This window comes from Niallia sp. (assembly GCF_031978665.1).
In the GTDB taxonomy this organism is placed as follows: Bacteria; Bacillota; Bacilli; order Bacillales; family Cytobacillaceae; genus Niallia.
The window spans coordinates 69,063-85,294 of sequence record NZ_DALZDK010000008.1 but is presented as its reverse complement, the minus strand read 5'-3'; the positions used below and the strand labels follow the sequence as shown (position 1 = coordinate 85,294).

The 16,232-nt window shown below is 36.1% G+C and carries 14 protein-coding genes and 3 other annotated features; of the genes, 2 read left to right on the top strand and 12 right to left on the bottom strand.

What is annotated here, in order from left to right:
- Nucleotides 1–11: 11 nt before the first annotated feature.
- The 4 genes from proB to RTL21_RS06295 all read right to left on the bottom strand — a co-directional run bounded on the left by proB (nt 12) and on the right by RTL21_RS06295 (nt 5,522).
- The gene (proB, locus tag RTL21_RS06310) at nt 12–1,109 is read right to left on the bottom strand and encodes a glutamate 5-kinase (protein ID WP_312094458.1); all 1,098 of its coding nucleotides are present in this window, start codon (nt 1,107–1,109) and stop codon (nt 12–14) included.
- Between the two features lie 80 nt (nt 1,110–1,189).
- Nucleotides 1,190–1,400, bottom strand: a binding site (T-box leader).
- A gap of 101 nt (nt 1,401–1,501) precedes the next feature.
- On the bottom strand, nt 1,502–2,278 hold the full coding sequence (locus RTL21_RS06305; protein WP_312094543.1) for a Cof-type HAD-IIB family hydrolase: 777 nt from the start codon (nt 2,276–2,278) through the stop codon (nt 1,502–1,504).
- A 373-nt stretch (nt 2,279–2,651) separates the two neighbouring features.
- Entirely contained in the window at nt 2,652–3,620 is a 969-nt protein-coding gene (locus RTL21_RS06300) for a DMT family transporter (protein WP_312094456.1), read from the bottom strand.
- Nucleotides 3,621–3,809: 189 nt separating this feature from the next.
- Complete coding sequence (locus RTL21_RS06295; protein WP_312094454.1) at nt 3,810–5,522, bottom strand: ABC transporter ATP-binding protein; 1,713 nt, start codon at nt 5,520–5,522, stop codon at nt 3,810–3,812.
- Nucleotides 5,523–6,013: 491 nt separating this feature from the next.
- Between RTL21_RS06295 and RTL21_RS06290 the strand changes: the two genes are divergently transcribed.
- Nucleotides 6,014–6,928 (top strand): LysR family transcriptional regulator, encoded by a 915-nt coding sequence (locus RTL21_RS06290; protein ID WP_312094452.1) that lies wholly within the window; start codon nt 6,014–6,016, stop codon nt 6,926–6,928.
- 165 nt (nt 6,929–7,093) lie between these two features.
- Here RTL21_RS06290 and trpA read toward each other — a convergent pair whose 3' ends face one another.
- The 8 genes from trpA to RTL21_RS06250 all read right to left on the bottom strand — a co-directional run bounded on the left by trpA (nt 7,094) and on the right by RTL21_RS06250 (nt 14,812).
- Complete coding sequence (trpA, locus tag RTL21_RS06285) at nt 7,094–7,885, bottom strand: tryptophan synthase subunit alpha (protein ID WP_312094450.1); 792 nt, start codon at nt 7,883–7,885, stop codon at nt 7,094–7,096.
- Nucleotides 7,886–7,888: 3 nt separating this feature from the next.
- Nucleotides 7,889–9,085, bottom strand: coding sequence for a tryptophan synthase subunit beta (trpB, locus tag RTL21_RS06280; protein ID WP_312094448.1), 1,197 nt, complete (start codon nt 9,083–9,085; stop codon nt 7,889–7,891).
- Nucleotides 9,086–9,103: 18 nt separating this feature from the next.
- Complete coding sequence (locus RTL21_RS06275; protein WP_312094446.1) at nt 9,104–9,715, bottom strand: phosphoribosylanthranilate isomerase; 612 nt, start codon at nt 9,713–9,715, stop codon at nt 9,104–9,106.
- Nucleotides 9,712–10,506 (bottom strand): indole-3-glycerol phosphate synthase TrpC, encoded by a 795-nt coding sequence (gene trpC, locus RTL21_RS06270; protein ID WP_312094444.1) that lies wholly within the window; start codon nt 10,504–10,506, stop codon nt 9,712–9,714. Before trpC ends, RTL21_RS06275 begins: the two co-directional genes overlap by 4 nt.
- Before the next feature lies 1 nt (nt 10,507).
- Complete coding sequence (gene trpD / locus RTL21_RS06265; RefSeq protein WP_312094442.1) at nt 10,508–11,533, bottom strand: anthranilate phosphoribosyltransferase; 1,026 nt, start codon at nt 11,531–11,533, stop codon at nt 10,508–10,510.
- Nucleotides 11,530–12,117, bottom strand: a complete 588-nt coding sequence (locus RTL21_RS06260; RefSeq protein ID WP_312094440.1) for an anthranilate synthase component II — start codon at nt 12,115–12,117, stop codon at nt 11,530–11,532. Before RTL21_RS06260 ends, trpD begins: the two co-directional genes overlap by 4 nt.
- Complete coding sequence (gene trpE / locus RTL21_RS06255) at nt 12,098–13,495, bottom strand: anthranilate synthase component I (RefSeq protein WP_312094438.1); 1,398 nt, start codon at nt 13,493–13,495, stop codon at nt 12,098–12,100. Before trpE ends, RTL21_RS06260 begins: the two co-directional genes overlap by 20 nt.
- Nucleotides 13,496–13,585: 90 nt before the next feature.
- Nucleotides 13,586–13,818, bottom strand: a binding site (T-box leader).
- Nucleotides 13,819–13,861: 43 nt separating this feature from the next.
- Nucleotides 13,862–14,111, bottom strand: a binding site (T-box leader).
- A 59-nt stretch (nt 14,112–14,170) separates the two neighbouring features.
- Nucleotides 14,171–14,812 carry an MOSC domain-containing protein gene (locus tag RTL21_RS06250; RefSeq protein ID WP_312094436.1) on the bottom strand — a complete coding sequence of 214 codons (642 nt, stop codon included), beginning with the start codon at nt 14,810–14,812 and terminating at the stop codon, nt 14,171–14,173.
- A 168-nt stretch (nt 14,813–14,980) separates the two neighbouring features.
- Here RTL21_RS06250 and bcbE point away from each other — a divergent pair.
- Nucleotides 14,981–16,232: bacillibactin exporter BcbE (bcbE, locus tag RTL21_RS06245; protein WP_312094434.1), on the top strand; the 1,252-nt coding region annotated here is incomplete at its 3' end.

Below are 16,232 nucleotides of genomic sequence, written 5' to 3'. Positions count from 1 at the left end.
TCTCTCCTTTTTCACATTTTCACCCATTTATCACGGTGAATTACTTCCAATTTTGGATGCTTCTCTATTCTTTTTTCTTGCACTCTATTTGTAATAATTTCTTTTAACTCTTCAGAAGAATAAAGCACTTCTCCTTTTCCGATAATACCATTTTTTCCATACACTTCTACTACATTCCCTTTTTCAAAAATACCTTCCACATTATAAATTCCTGCTGGCAACAGACTGCTTCCATTATTAACTAACGCTGTTTCTGCTCCTTCATCGACATAAAGGCTCCCTTGTACTGTGGAATGTAGTGAAATCCACTGACGATTACTATTAATCGATGTTAATGCATTAGAACCAATATATGTTCCATCTCCTTCACCTTCGATTATATCGATTAGCTTATTTTCTCCAGCACCTTTACCAATAAATACTTTTACACCTAATGTAAGAGCAGTTTCTGCTGCGATGAGCTTCGATTTCATGCCGCCTGTACCGACCTTTGATCCAGCTCCCTTTGCTGCATCCTTCCATTCATCGGTGATTTCTGGCAAATAATCGATTCGTTTTGCTGATGGATCTTCATTTGGATTTTTGTCATATAAACCATTAATATCTGTAAGTATAATCAAATGATCTGCATGGATTAGCCCACTAACAAGAGCGGATAACATATCATTGTCTCCAAATGTTAATTCTTCTACAGATACAGTGTCATTCTCATTTATAATTGGCAAAATATTTCTTTCTAACAATTCTGTAAGCGTGTTATAGGCATTTCTGTATCGATCTCGCTTGGAAAAATCATTTCTCGTAATTAATACTTGTGCCGGAACTATTCCATACTTACTTAATTGTTCATTATAGCTTTGAATTAATAAGCTTTGACCAACTGCGGCCGCTGCCTGCTTTCCTTTGAGTGTAACCGGTCTAGTAGGATAGCCTAATTTTGCAAAACCTGCTGCCACTGCACCAGAAGAAACTAATAGTACTTCATGGCCATTATTTCTTAGATTGGCAATGCTTGCGATATGGTCACTTAATTTCGACTGGTCGATAGCACCTTTTGAATCTGTTAAAGAGCTGCTGCCGATTTTTACGACGATTCTTTTTTTCTCCATGATATTTCCTCCGAACTTTACTAAAAACCCTGTGCCTATTTTTTTACAATACAATAGAAAATAGCCCTTTTTCTTCCTTGTAAAAGGACGAAAAAGGGCTTTCCGTGGTACCACCTTAATTGAATCAATAATACATTGATTCCACTCTTTCTGATAACGCAAGAAATGCGCCTACTGTAATAGGACTTGAAAGGTAGGTTCTGTGTACTTTCATTATGAAGTCTTTCAGCTTATAAACTTCACTCTCTTTTATAAAAGCTTACCACATACTAGTCCTTTCGCTTCGTTCAATTTTCTTTTAACTTATTATAAGCAGTTTTTTCTGTCGTTTCAATTGTTTTTTGAAATTAATTGTTTAGAAAAATATTTTTCGAGCTGATAGTTAGGAAGGATTATTTTTTTATTTCTGCAACCTCCTTTTTTAAAGCCCACTTTCTGATTGCATAGGCTACACCACTCTCATTATTTGCTAAGGTGACAACATCTGCTGTCTCCTTTACAATATCCTGTGCATTCCCCATTGCAACCCCAATACCCGCTTCTTTTATCATACTAATGTCATTCAGACTGTCTCCTGCTGCCAACACTTGATCCATGGAGATATGTAATAGCTCACATACTTTTTTGAGCCCCTTTGCTTTATTTATCCCTAAGGCATTTACTTCGATATTTACTGGGGAGGAATTACTGATTTCAAAGCAATTTTTCTCTTTTAAACTTTTTAATACTTTATCACGTATTTGATCGTCTTCAATATGAAATCCAAACTTTAGCCACTCTGATTTACTTACTTCTTCTGGCATTTCATCGATCCATAAACGATCACAGCTTGTTGCCCACATTTTTGCTTTATTCTGCTGTGCTAATTCCCACATCCATTGGATATGATTTGCATCCACAAGATTTCTTTCAATTAGATTGCCGCTTGTATCCCAAATCTCACTACCATTTACTGTAACTAAATAAGATTTTAATAAAAGACTTTTTGCATGGTCATTGCATGTAGCAATGGAACGGCCAGTACTCAATACAACATGCAATCCATTATCATGAGCCTCTTTAATTGCCTTCCGGTTCTCTTCAGGGATTTCCCCTTTTTCATTCAATAGTGTTCCATCCATGTCAAGTGCTATTAATTTAATCTCTTTTTCTTCTAACCTCTTTGTCATTTTGCTTTTCCTCCTAACAATTATTTTTAGAAGTGATAGCCAAAAAAACACGACTGTCAGAAATACCGCATTCTTAAAGGCTGTACATACATCCATTCGCTGACTTAAGCTTGATTTTAAAATAAAGTAGCCTTTTCCGTTAAACTTTTGAATTTCTAGCTTTATTCTTGCTTTTGCCAATCCACGATGCTACTAAACATCTACTTGCTTCTGATTAACTCTGAATTTCAAACGATTCCTTCTCCTTAACATAGTATACTGATTTTGTATAAAAAAGTAAAAAATTCCGATAAATCTAAATAAACTTCATATAATTATAAGAATCTTAACAAATTTTTAACGATTTGGCTAAAGACAATCACAAAAACCATGGTTATGCTTCCACGCTAGTATTTATGTGTATTTTCTTACTCGAATATACACTATGTAATATCATTCCGAACATCACAAAGCTAATGCCAAGGAAACTGACAGGGCTTGGTAAATGCGCCGATAGAAAAAGCACTTCCCCTAATAAAGCAAATAATACTTCCAATGATTGGGTTGCTTCAACAGCTCCTAGCTTAATCATATTGTCTTTAACCAAGTCAGTTGCTGCGAAAAATAATATCGTCGCAATTATTCCTGAAAAAACTGCAACAATTGCTGATTGAATAACCTGCTGCTTTCCAGGTAATCCTCCAGTTAATACACCACCAATTGATAAAAGTATCCAAAATGGAAGACTTGCGATTGTCATCCCTAATACTCGCTGAAACACATCTAATCTTCCATCACAAATCTCCATCATCTTCCGATTACCTAAAGGGTATGCAAATGATGCGATCAGAATAGGGATAAGACAAAACAAAGCATCCTTCAAAGCAATCGAGACAGCAAATTCCAGCTGCATAATGATGACACCTAAAACAATGAAAATAGAAAAAGTTAAACTTCTAAATGGAATTTTCCTTCGTGTTAATTGCATACTCCCATTTCCACTGATCTTTTTCTCATAAAATAATGGTGCTAAGAGTGTACCAGAAATGATGGTAAGCTGCCATGTACCTGCTACAAGCCAACCTGGACCATAGGCACCTGCAAAACAAATTCCTCCATAAAAAAGTCCAAAGCCGACTGTGCTCCAAATCAACCAAGAAACTGGATTTGCTTTTAACTCCTGCCAAACTTCTGCTAAATTCTTTCTACATGCCACAATCAGGACTAATAAAGGAACCATAAAAAAATAGCGTAGTGAAGCACTCCATACCCAGCTGCCTCCACCTATTTCCATGGACTGATTTAGTACAAAGGTAAATGCAAAAAAAAGTGCAGCAAATATCCCTAGAATAATGGGTCTCAAAAGTCCACATCCTTTCTTATTTGAATTATCAAAAAACTTATATCCAATATATCGCATATCGGACATTTAGAATAGTTTTTTATTCTATAGACTTCTTAAAAATGGTAGTCATAAGCAGTGTATGCTTCTTACCAATAAGCCTTCAGGAATAAATTAAGGTCTGTACCATTAAAAGTACAGACCTTAATATTATCGCTGATATTGAACACGATGAAGGTTAGCAAAAATTCCATTACGTGCTATTAATTCATCATGCTTCCCTTCTTCTTCTATACCATTTTCTGTTACTACGACAATGCGATCTGCATTGCGAATAGTCGCAAGCCGATGTGCAATAACTAGTGTAGTTCGGTTTTTAGCTAGCTCATTTAAAGAGTTTTGGATAATTAATTCCGTTTCTGTGTCTAGCGCAGATGTCGCTTCATCTAATATGAGAATTGGCGGGTTTTTTAGGAACATTCGAGCAATCGCGATTCTTTGTTTTTGGCCGCCTGATAGCTTCAATCCTCTTTCACCAATTTGTGTTTCATATCCATCAGGTAATTTAAGTACTAAATCTTCGAGATGCGCTCTTCTTACAGCTTCATGGATTTCCTCGTCTGTCGCATCCAATTTACCATAGGCAATGTTTTCTTTTAACGTGCCTGTAAATAAAAATACATCCTGCTGTACAATTCCTATTTGCGATCTTAGTGATTTCTTCGTCATGTCGCGAATATCGATTCCATCAATTTTGATACTACCACTATTCACATCATAAAAACGGGGAATTAACGAACAAATCGTTGTCTTTCCAGCACCAGAAGGACCAACAAAAGCAATTGTTTCGCCAGCATTTATGGAAAGGTTAATGTTTTTCAAAACAGGATTACTGTCATAGCTAAATGTTACATTTGATAATACGATGTCGCCTTTTAATCCATTTACTTCTATTGCATCTTTCCGATCTAGAATTTTGGGTTCTGAATCTAATAATTCCAAGAAACGCTTAAAGCCAGCCATTCCCTTCGGATATAGTTCTAATATTGCACTAATTTTATCAATTGGTTTTTGCAATATATTTACAAAGAGAATGAAGGAAACCAATTCCCCAATTTTCATTTGCTCATTAAATGTTAACCAGGCACCAAATACTAAAACAACTAAAGTAAAGAATCTCATCAACATATATACTGATGAAGAAGTAATCGACATTACTTTATATGCGCCTATTTTTGCCTTACGAAATCTTCTATTGTTTACTGTAAATCTTGAAATCTCATATTCTTCATTTGTAAAAGATTGAACAACACGCACACCAGATACACTATCTTCCACTCTAGCATTTACGTCAGCAATATCTCCATACATTTGCCCCCATGCTTTATTCATGCTTCGGTTACAGTATGTAATCAGCCAAACAAGAATTGGAACGATGAAAATAACAATGAATGCTAGTTTTATATTAATCGTAAGCATAATCCAAAATGCCCCAACAAAAGTCATAATGGCAATAAATAAATCCTCTGGACCATGGTGGGCAAGTTCTCCAATATCAAATAAATCATTGGTAATGCGACTCATAATATGCCCTGTTTTCGTATTGTCGAAAAACGAAAACGATTGTCTTTGCACATGCGTAAATAATTGGCCACGCATGTCTGTTTCAATATTTATCCCTAACTTATGACCCCAATAGTTAACAATGTATTGAAGAAAGGTACTCGTTACATATAATAGCAGTAATCCCACACCTACAGACAAAATCGAGCTCCAATTCCCTTCTGGAAGTAAATCATCAATATACCAAGAGACCGCAAGTGGAAAAGCGAGCTCTAGTAGTGCAACAACTATCGCACTGGAAAAGTCGAGCTTAAATAATTTCTTATGTGGCTTATAATATGAAAAAAAGCGTTTAATCATGATTTTCTCCTTTACACCTATCCTTTTTTATAGTTTTTATTCCTCTTATTTGTCGTTCGTTTCTATCACTGCCTAAACAGAACTATCATGACTCCATTTATGTATAGGCTGTTTCGAACGATTTCTAATCATTTATGGAACACATACATTGAGAATCATTATTGATTATAGAGGTTATTTGTTTTTTCTACAAGAAAAATATTTATATTCCCGAAATAATTGGTGTGCATCCCTTTGCAAAATAGGCTTATTGTCTGATTGATGGAATAATTATAAAAACGTATAAAATTTATTTTGGTAAATATTCATTATTTTTCAATTATTCTATCAACTTCTATTTTTATCCTGACACAATTTTAGTATAATAATAGAAAGAAGTAGTTTTCTCTGCAATTTACTATAGAGTAGCTTTAGCCATTTTACTCCATACACTTATACAAATGTATCTAAGTAGCAGGGCATAATATCGTTTTATGAAGGAGCGTGATTTTTTGGATTACCATTTATTAACCTTTGTAACAGTTGCAGAGAAGCTTAATTTTACTAGAGCTGCAGAAAGCTTACATATTACTCAATCTGCTGTGACACTTTCTATAAAAGCACTGGAAAAAAAATACAATGTCACCTTTTTAGACAGAACGAATAAATATGTAAGACTTACAGAAGCAGGCGAACTATTTTATTTTCATGCAAAGAAAATATTATCAGAATACAAAGAAGTGAAAGATTTAATTAATTACCTTTCAGAAACGAAAATCCGTCCTCTATCTATTGGTTCGAGCTTTACATTTGGAGAGTATTTACTACCTAAAGTAATTGCCGAATATATAAAAATGGACAAGAAACATGATAATCCAATGATAAGTATAAGAAACTCCAATCGTATTGTTGATCAATTATTACATGGAGAAATTGATTTGGGGATTATTGATAGTCATCTAACAAGTCATCCACACCTTTCCATAACACCTTTTAAGGAAGATGAACTAGTCGTAATCGTTAGTAAAAATCATCGATTAGCCAATTTTCCCTCAGTTGAATTAAGAGATTTATATAATGAAACTTGGATTCTTAGAGAAGATGGATCAGGAACAAGAGAAGTCGTAAAACACTTTTTTCATAAGCAAGGATTTCATCCTCCAATTATCCGCTCATTCGGTAGTACACAGATTATTAAAGAATCAGTTGAAGCTGATTTAGGAATATCCATCCTTTCTAAATATGCAATCCAAAAAGAAGTTAATATGGGCAGTCTTAAGTTATTACGAATTAAAAATGAGACAATTAAAAGATACTTTTCCTATATCGTGCCTGAATTTTCCTTTAAACAGCATGCGACAGCTCCACTGATCAACGAGCTAACACGGGAATACAAGCTATATAGAAACGTTTCTATTGGAGAGTAATTTTTTGTAAGGGCTGGGCTTTGCACAGCCCCAATCTTGGGTTTAGACCAATGATTTCCCCCTTATGCGCTTACCGTTACAGAAACTAGTTCTTCTCTTTAAAATTCTCCATTTAAAAAGTGAAAAACCTCCTTACTGTCAAATCAGAAGGAGGTTTTTCACTTTTTAAATAGCCGATAACGTATTTCCTTTTTTACATGCGGCAATCAATGCCTTTATTTCCTCTAAGTTATTCTCTGAAAATAGTTCAACGATTCTACTACCGACAATTACCCCATCACAGTATTCTGTCATGCTCGCAACATGTTCTGGCGACGAAATTCCGAATCCAGCAAGAACAGGGATATGGCTAACTTCCTTCACCTTTAGTAAATGTGCACCTAGATGTGCTTGAAAGCTAGTTCTTGAACCAGTTATACCTGTAACCGTGACAGCATATAAGAAGCCATTTCCTTTTTTTGCGATGTTTTCAATTCGATCTAAAGGACTTGTTAAGGTGACTAAGCGGATAATTTCAACTTGATGCTTTGCCGCTAATTCTTCTAAAATTACTTCCTCTTCCACCGGTAAATCCGGCACAATCAATCCATTGATCGCTGCTTTTTCACAGTCTTGGAAAAACGTCTCTACTCCATAAGCTAAAATAGGATTTAAATAAGTCATCATGACGAGGGGAATAGTAGTTTCCTCTCTAAAAGATTGAATCGTTTCAAAAACACCTTTAAGCGTTGTTCCTGCCTTAAGAGAACGGATGCCTGCAGCTTGGATAATTGGTCCATCTGCTACTGGATCAGAAAATGGAATGCCAAGTTCAATTGCAGTTGCTCCTGCCTCTTCCAGAAAAAGTACTTTGTCCTTTAATGTTTGAAGGCCTCCATCTCCTGCCATAATATATGGAACAAACGCCTTATCTCCTTTTTCCAGTACCTCTTTAAAGGCTGCTTGGATTGCTTTCATTTCTTATTCCTCCATTCTTTCCATTACTGTATTTACATCCTTATCTCCTCTACCAGATAAGCAGACAATGATTCCTTCTTCCTTATCCATCTTGCTTGCTAGTTTCACTGCATAACTAATTGCATGAGCACTTTCTAAAGCAGGAATAATCCCTTCTATTTTACAAAGCAATTGAAGTGCTTCAAATGCTTCATCATCTGTAATCGATTCATACTTTGCCCGGCCAATATCATGAAGATAGCTATGCTCTGGACCAATACCAGGATAATCTAATCCCGCTGAAATCGAGTGTGCCTCTTGAATTTGTCCATCTTCATTTTGCAGCAAGTACATATAAGAGCCATGTAACACACCTGGTTTCCCTTTCGATAGGGATGCAGCATGCTTTTCAGTGTGAAGGCCATGCCCTGACGCCTCTACACCGTATAAAGCGACACCTTCATCTTCAATAAATGGATAAAAGATACCCATGGCATTACTACCACCACCAATACAGGCAACGATTGCTTCTGGCAGGTTTCCGACTTTTTCAACGTATTGTTTTTTCGCTTCTTTACCAATGACACTTTGAAAATCACGTACCATCATTGGAAATGGATGTGGACCCATTACGGAACCTAGTATATAGTGTGTATCTACTACATTGGTTACCCAATAGCGTAAGGCTTCATTACAAGCATCCTTCAGCGTGGCACTTCCAGAAGTAACCCCAACGACTTTAGCTCCTAGTAATTCCATTCGGAACACATTCAACTTCTGTCTTCTAATATCTTCTTCTCCCATAAAAATCGTACATTCTAAGTCTAATAGTGCACATGCTGTTGCAGTTGCTACTCCATGCTGTCCAGCACCCGTTTCCGCTACAACTTTCTTTTTCCCCATTCTTTTTGCGAGCAGCGCTTGACCAAGGGAGTTGTTTATTTTGTGAGCACCTGTATGGTTTAAATCTTCTCTTTTTAAATAGATTTTTGCTCCGCCAGCGTATTTTGTTAGATTCTCCGCAAAATAAAGGGGGGTTTCTCTTCCAACATAATTCTTTAATAATCCATTTAATTCTTCGTGAAAGGCTGGATCTTGTTGTGCTTTTTTATATTCCGTTTCAAGTTCTGTTACTGCTTGCATTAATGTCTCTGGAACGTATCTTCCTCCATACATTCCGAAATGTCCTTTATTATCTGGAAACGCGTATGTTTCTGCCATGATAAGCTCCCTCTTTTCTTAAATATGAACTGACTTTGCAATTCGTAAAAAATTCTTTATTTTCTCTAAATCTTTCTTACCGTCTGTCTCAACCCCACTGCTAACATCCACCATAAAAGGATTTGTTGTATAGACAGCTTCTATTAAGTTCGTTTCATTTAGTCCACCAGCAAGAATGATTTTCGTATTACCAAAATTATAATCTTTTATTATGCTCCAGTCGAAAGCTATTCCATTTCCTCCATGATACTGCCCTCTTGGACTGTCCAATAATGCATAATCACATGGAAAAGAAATTACCTGTTGTAGATCTTCCTGTGAGGAAATACTAAAAGCCTTTATGATTGGCAAAGAAAAGCTTGAAGCAAAGTCTGCCGTTTCATCCCCATGAAGCTGGATAGCATTTATACCAGAAACCTTCACAATCTTCTCTATCTCTTCTTTGGACTCATTGACAAACACGCCTACCTTCATTAAACCTTCAGGAAGAGTATCGATAATTTCTTTTGCCTGTTGTGCGCTTAATTTCCTTTTACTTTTTGCAAATACAAATCCAAGCGCATTTGCTCCATATTGAATGGCAGCTGTTGCTGCATCTATTGTTGTAATTCCACAAATTTTTACATTCACTTTATCCCCGCCCTTAAAGATACTTTCATTTCTTTCATTTTACTTTCAAGATCTGAGGCTTTCATAAAGGTTTCCCCAACTAAAATGGCATTTGCTCCACTAGAAGTAACCTTCAAAATATCGTCATAAGTGGATATGCCACTTTCACTAACCATATATCTGCCATTTTCTTTTATTCTTGCAGCTAATTTTTCGGTTGTTTCCAGTGTTACTTCAAAGGTTTTTAAATTTCGATTGTTCACCCCTATTAATTGGGCGTCTGTTTTTAAAGCTCTTTCCAATTCTTCTTCATTATGAACCTCCAGCAATACTTCAAGACCTAATTCCGTTGCATACGTATATAATTCATGAAGCTTTTCGTCCTCTAATGCTGCGGCTATTAGTAATACGATATCCGCACCATACGCTTTTGCAAAATCGATTTGAATTTTATCAATAATGAAATCCTTGCAGAGAATTGGCAGATTTACCGTTTCTCTCACCATAGCCAGATCATCGTATGTCCCTTTAAAAAAAGGTGTATCTGTTAAAACAGAAATGGCATCAGCACCATATAGTTCGTACATTTTAGCTTGCTCCTGTGGGTCCTTATCTATATTAATATCCCCCTTTGATGGAGATGCCCTTTTAAACTCTGCTATTATTGCTAAAGTTTCCGACTGCTTTATTTTTTCTAGAAAAGATCTTTTTTTTATGTTGCGAGTTACCGTCTCCAGCTCTTCTTTTCGATTATATAACTCTTCGATCGTTTCCTTTTTTTGTGCAATAATTTTATCCAAAATTGTCTCCACTTTAAATCCCTGCCCCTTCGAATTCTTTACTTGTTTCCACTAATCGGTTTAATTTATGAAGTGCTGCCCCTGAATCAATGCTTTCCTTCGCTAAGTTAACGCCATCTAAAATACTTTCCGCTCTTCCAGCGGTAAAAATGCCGATGCCTGCATTTAAAAGAACCGTATCACGGAAAGCGCCTTTTCTCCCTTTTAAAACATTCAACAATATAGCTGCATTTTCCTTTGCGTCTCCCCCGCGGATTTGTTCATTTGTGTAATAAGGAAGGTTTACCGTTTCTGGAGTAAGAATTGTTTTCTCAATTTTTCCATTTTTTAAAATTACAAGCTGATTATCACCTTGTAAGGAAGCTTCGTCCATTCCTCCAGCACCATTTAATACAACTGCTCGTTTTCTTCCTAATTTTCGTAAGCTTTCAGCAAATGTTACGAGTAAATCACTTCGATATATCCCTAGTACTTGTGTTTCGAGTGATATAGGATTCGTTAATGGACCAATCAAATTAAAAATAGTCGGCAACTTTAATTCTCTGCGTACCTTCATAATTCTACCCATGTTCGGTTGAACATGCTGGGCAAATAGAAAAGTAATCCCTACTTCTTCTAATTGGCGAACATTTTGCTCTGGGCTCACATTCAATTTTATCCCAAGCTCTTCTAGAACATCGGCACTTCCAGTCTTACTGGAAATACTGCGATTTCCGTGTTTTGCGACAGGTATTCCAGCTCCCGCTAACACAAATGCTGAAGTACTGCTTATGTTAAAGCTTTGAGATCTATCTCCACCTGTACCACAGTTATCAATGCAGCCAAGTGTGTTTTGAGAAAAAGGAAGAGTTTGCTTCCTTACAGCCTTTACAATACCAACAATTTCGTCTACGGTTTCTCCCTTCATTTTTAAGCTCGTAATAAAGGCAGCAATCTCCGTATCCGTTATTTCCTTTGAAAAAAGTAGGCTAGCTGCATCTTCCATTTCCGTTTCAGTTAATGATTGTTTACCCATTAATTTTTCCACGTATTGTTTCATCTTTGAACTTCCTTTCTTGTTTCAATGATAAAATTTTGCAATAACTGTTTTCCGCAGTCAGTCCCTACTGATTCTGGATGAAATTGATAGCCATAAAGTGGATAGTTCTTGTGCTTTATCGCCATAATCTCGTCATCATCCGTTGAGTAAGCCAAAACTTCAAAATCGTCGTTTAATGTATCTTTTTTAATAACAAGGGAATGGTAGCGCATCACTTCGATCGGTTCTTCTATATTTCGAAAAACGGAATTACCAGTTACCTTTAATTTCGATGTTTTTCCGTGCATCACATTCGTTGCCTTTACTACCTCGGATCCAAATGCATATCCGATTCCCTGATGACCAAGACAAATACCTAGAATCGGAAACTCTTGATAAAGCGTTTGAATGAGTTCGATTAAAATCCCTGCATTTTCCGGTCTACCTGGTCCTGGTGACAAAACAATTCGATCTGGATTTAAGTGACGAATAGCATCAATAGATATTTCATCGTTTCGAACAACCGTTATGTCTTCCCCTAATTCCCCTAAATATTGAAATAAGTTATACGTAAAAGAGTCATAATTATCGATTAATAAAATCATGTTGTTCCTCCAAGAATAATTTTAGTTTATGAATCGTTTCTTCATATTCCTTTTCTGGAACAGAATCATGGACAATTCCTGCACCAGCCTGAATATATGCCTTTTTGTCTTTTATAACCATCGTTCGAATGGCAAGGGCAAAGTCCATGTTTCCATTTTTCGAAAAGTAACCGACAGCCCCTGAATATACTCCTCTTTTTGTACCTTCTAATTCATTTATAATCTGCATGGCACGTATCTTAGGTGCTCCCGAAACTGTTCCTGCAGGCAAACAAGAAACGAGTGCATCTACACATGTGTAATCTTTCATTAAATCGCCACTTACTTCTGAAACAAGATGCATAACATGCTTATACTTTTCTACTTTTATATACTTATCAACGGAAATACTGCCAAATTCACTAACTTTTCCAACATCATTCCTTGCTAAATCAACAAGCATTTTATGCTCTGCTAATTCCTTTTCATCTCGCTGTAGTTCTTTCTCTAAACTTATATCCTCTTCTATCGTCGTCCCTCTTGGCCTCGTTCCAGCAATTGGATTAGTTATTACTTTTCCATCTACTGCTTTAATTAAGCTTTCCGGTGAACTTCCCAGCACCGCATAATCGCCAAAATCGAAAAAATACATATAAGGTGACTGATTTTTGATTCTTAGTTTTCGATAATAAGAAAAAGGAGATCCCTCTATCTTGGCGGTCATTCTTTGCGAAGGAACGACTTGGAAGATATCTCCTTCCAAAATATATTCCTTCGCTTTGTTAACCTTTTCGATAAATTGTTCCTTCGATATACTTGCCTGGAAAGGGGTAAGCTTTACTTCAGGTAAATCCTCTTTGTATGGGGCAGTAACTTCTAGCTTTCTTATCTGCAGCCGAAATCTTAGCTCTTGCTCTGTTGTTGTATCCTTTAAAGGGCTTGCAACCAAAAAAACTTTTTGTTCTAAATGGTCAAAAATTACTAAATCTTCAAAAAACATAAGATGTACATCTGGTATCCCTATATCATCCTTTGCTTCTGGACCAATGTTTTCATATTGTCTTATATTGTCATAGCCTACATAACCGAATGCTCCAGCGTTGACTGGTAATGAATTAGGAAGCACTGCTTTATTTTCAGGTATTAATTTTTTTACTAAATCAAGTGCCCGTTCTTTTCTTACTTCTCGTTTATCTCCTTCAAGAATCACTGTTTCAAACCCTTTTCCAATAAGTTCAAATGTGGGATCACATCCTATGATGGAATATCTTCCTGAATCCTCATGTTTTAAAGAGCTTTCCAGCAAGAATTTCTTTTTTCCAGATAGTCGTTGATAAATGCTTATAGGTGTCAGTGTATCACCTTGAATTTCATCGATTAATAAAAGATTGTTTTCCATCCTTATATCCTCCTAATTATCTATTGGTAAAAGTTGCAAATTTATAAAAATCTATAAAAAAAGTCCTCTATCTGCATGATTCTTTTGCAGATAGAGGACGATTTGTTAACCGCGGTACCACCTCAGATTAGAGTGAAGATTCACTCTCGCTTATCGAGTACTATTATACTCTATCCCGTTAACGGGGGATGCCGTTAAGCCCTACTACTATTTCAGGCCCGCACTCAGAAGTCCATTCCGTATAATGGATGTATCGGTTCTCACCAGCCACCGACTCTCTTTAACATCGTTATATACTTACTACTCTTCTTCAACGTTTTAGATTTATATATATTTTTGGAAAATAAAAAAGGGTCTCTCTCCTATAAAAAGGACGAGAAACCCGTGGTGCCACCTTCATTAGCTTAATAAATTAAGCTCACTTTAAGAAATCAGTCGCTTAACGACAAATTTCTGTCTCTTGTAACGATGAGACGTTCGCTAAAGCCTACTACATCAAGCTGGTTCGGTTTAGAAGCTCAGAAGTCCATTCTCTTTATCGTCCACACTGGTTTACACCAACCACCAGCTCTCTGAAGTCTCCAATAAAGGTACTACTCTTCTTCATTGCCGTTCGATATGTTACTTATATGATATTGAACTACACAATAAAAGTCAATCATTTTCCGAAAAAAATTATTTCAGTTTAGCTAGTGCTGTTTTATAGCGATTTTTCCAATCCTCTGCTAATTGCTCGATTTGCAGAATCGATAGCATGGCCTCTTTATTTTTCCGATCAAGAAGCATTACTTTTGTGGCATCCCACACGGACACTTTTTCTTGCAGACGATCTACTAATTGAAAGGTTGAATGATTGCTCACCTTACCCTCTTTTATTACTTTTAGAAAATAACCCGTATAACAAGTTTCCACAATTCTGCTTAAAAATGCATCGACATTGTTATATTTAGAAATAGTAGAACAGGGAACCCTTCCTTGCGTTACTTGTACAATAGCTTCTCCTAAAGAAAAGATATCACCAATATATGTATTTTTTTCCGTGAATTCCGTGCCACAAATATTTTCTCCAAACGCAGGAGGATTCATCGTTATTTTAAATTCCTTTTCCCATTTTTGATAATGCTCAAAGGGATAATAGCATACAGCTCGTTCTTTTCCGCCATGGAAAGCTGTATTTACAACACCATCTCCAACAAATCCATCAAATGTTAAAATCGCTTCTGTTACTTTCTCTTTTCCAATTGCTGATTGAATATTTTTATCTTTCCATGTAAACGTTTTTCCCTTTCCAATGCTTAGTGCAACAACTTCCCCCATGTATAGACACCACCATATTTTTTATTACATCATATCATATTATTTAAAGAATAGAAGGAATAAACAGAATTATAAAATCCATTTTTTGGATGATGAAAATCGCGTTAATTTTCATCTTGCCTGTACATATTAACTATAGTTAACTATTTGAAAGCAGGGAGAATGAAAATGGATCATGTAAATGATGATAAAAGAATAGTAAACCTTACAACCAAAGTTCAAAAAACAGCAAAGCAACAAAATGTAAAGGTTTCTAAAATGGCAATATTCTCACTTTCTTCCATCCCGTTAGTTATGACCCTTGGAAATAGCATGCTAATTCCTGTATTGCCATCGATTGAGCAAAAGCTGAATATATCTTCTTTTCAAGTAAGCATGATTATAACTGTATATTCAGTACTAGCGATACTACTCATACCTGTGGCGGGATATCTATCTGATCATATTGGCCGTAAACGGGTGATAATCCCTAGTTTAATTATTGCTGGAATAGGCGGGGTGATATCAGGACTTGCTGCATGGTTGCTGGATAATAGCTATTGGGTCATCCTTATCGGCCGTGCTCTACAGGGTGTTGGAGCAGCCGGAGCATTCCCTATTGTCTTACCATTAGTAGGCGATTTATTTAAAAGTGAAGAGGAAATTAGTAGTACTTTAGGAATTATTGAAACAGCTAATACATTCGGAAAAGTGCTTAGTCCCATTCTTGGTGCACTTTTAGCAGGATTTATATGGTTTATCCCATTCATGTCTATTCCAGTTTTTTGTTTGATTTCCATTGTTTTAATTTTACTCTTTGTAAAATCACCAAAGAGTAAAAACAAACCTTTACCCTTCAAAGAATTTATAAAGCATACGAAAGAAATATTGCATCAAGATAAAAAATGGCTATACGCCATTTTCTTTATTGGGGCTATTGTTATGTTCATTCTATTTGCCGAGATGTTTTACTTATCGGAAATATTGGAAAAGCACTATCATATTAAAAACATAAAAAAAGGTTTCTATCTTGCTATTCCACTTGGCGCTTTATGTCTTACTTCCTACTTTACAGGAAAAAAAATTAAAAAAGACAAAAATTTAATGCGGTGGATTACATTTATCAGTATACTTGCAATCGTTATTGGCACAATTGCCCTTAATTTCTCAGAAAAAATGTGGTTCATCATTATTTTCTTGACCATTGCAGGTATTGGAATAGGTGGGAGTTTACCTCCATTAGATGCCCTGATTACGGAAGGAATTGAAAAGGAAGAAAGAGGAACCATCACAAGTATTTACAGTAGCATGCGCTTTATTGGGGTCGCAGCCGGTCCCCCAATAATGGCCATTTTAATGAAGCATATGGAGCATTATCAATTTTACTTGCTTTGTGCGATTACTTTGATTGCTGCTATTGCCGCTTTCTTTCGTTTAAAGC

Coding starts and splice junctions, on each gene's coding strand:
- trpB (WP_312094448.1), bottom strand. CDS start 9,085: ATGGCAGAAACATACGCGTTTCCAGATAATAAAGGACATTTCGGAATG.
- RTL21_RS06305 (WP_312094543.1), bottom strand. CDS start 2,278: ATGACAAAGAGGTTAGAAGAAAAAGAGATTAAATTAATAGCACTTGAC.
- trpA (WP_312094450.1), bottom strand. CDS start 7,885: ATGAAAGCAATCCAAGCAGCCTTTAAAGAGGTACTGGAAAAAGGAGAT.
- trpE (WP_312094438.1), bottom strand. CDS start 13,495: ATGGAAAACAATCTTTTATTAATCGATGAAATTCAAGGTGATACACTG.
- trpD (WP_312094442.1), bottom strand. CDS start 11,533: ATGAAACAATACGTGGAAAAATTAATGGGTAAACAATCATTAACTGAA.
- RTL21_RS06295 (WP_312094454.1), bottom strand. CDS start 5,522: ATGATTAAACGCTTTTTTTCATATTATAAGCCACATAAGAAATTATTT.
- RTL21_RS06260 (WP_312094440.1), bottom strand. CDS start 12,117: ATGATTTTATTAATCGATAATTATGACTCTTTTACGTATAACTTATTT.
- RTL21_RS06250 (WP_312094436.1), bottom strand. CDS start 14,812: ATGGGGGAAGTTGTTGCACTAAGCATTGGAAAGGGAAAAACGTTTACA.
- proB (WP_312094458.1), bottom strand. CDS start 1,109: ATGGAGAAAAAAAGAATCGTCGTAAAAATCGGCAGCAGCTCTTTAACA.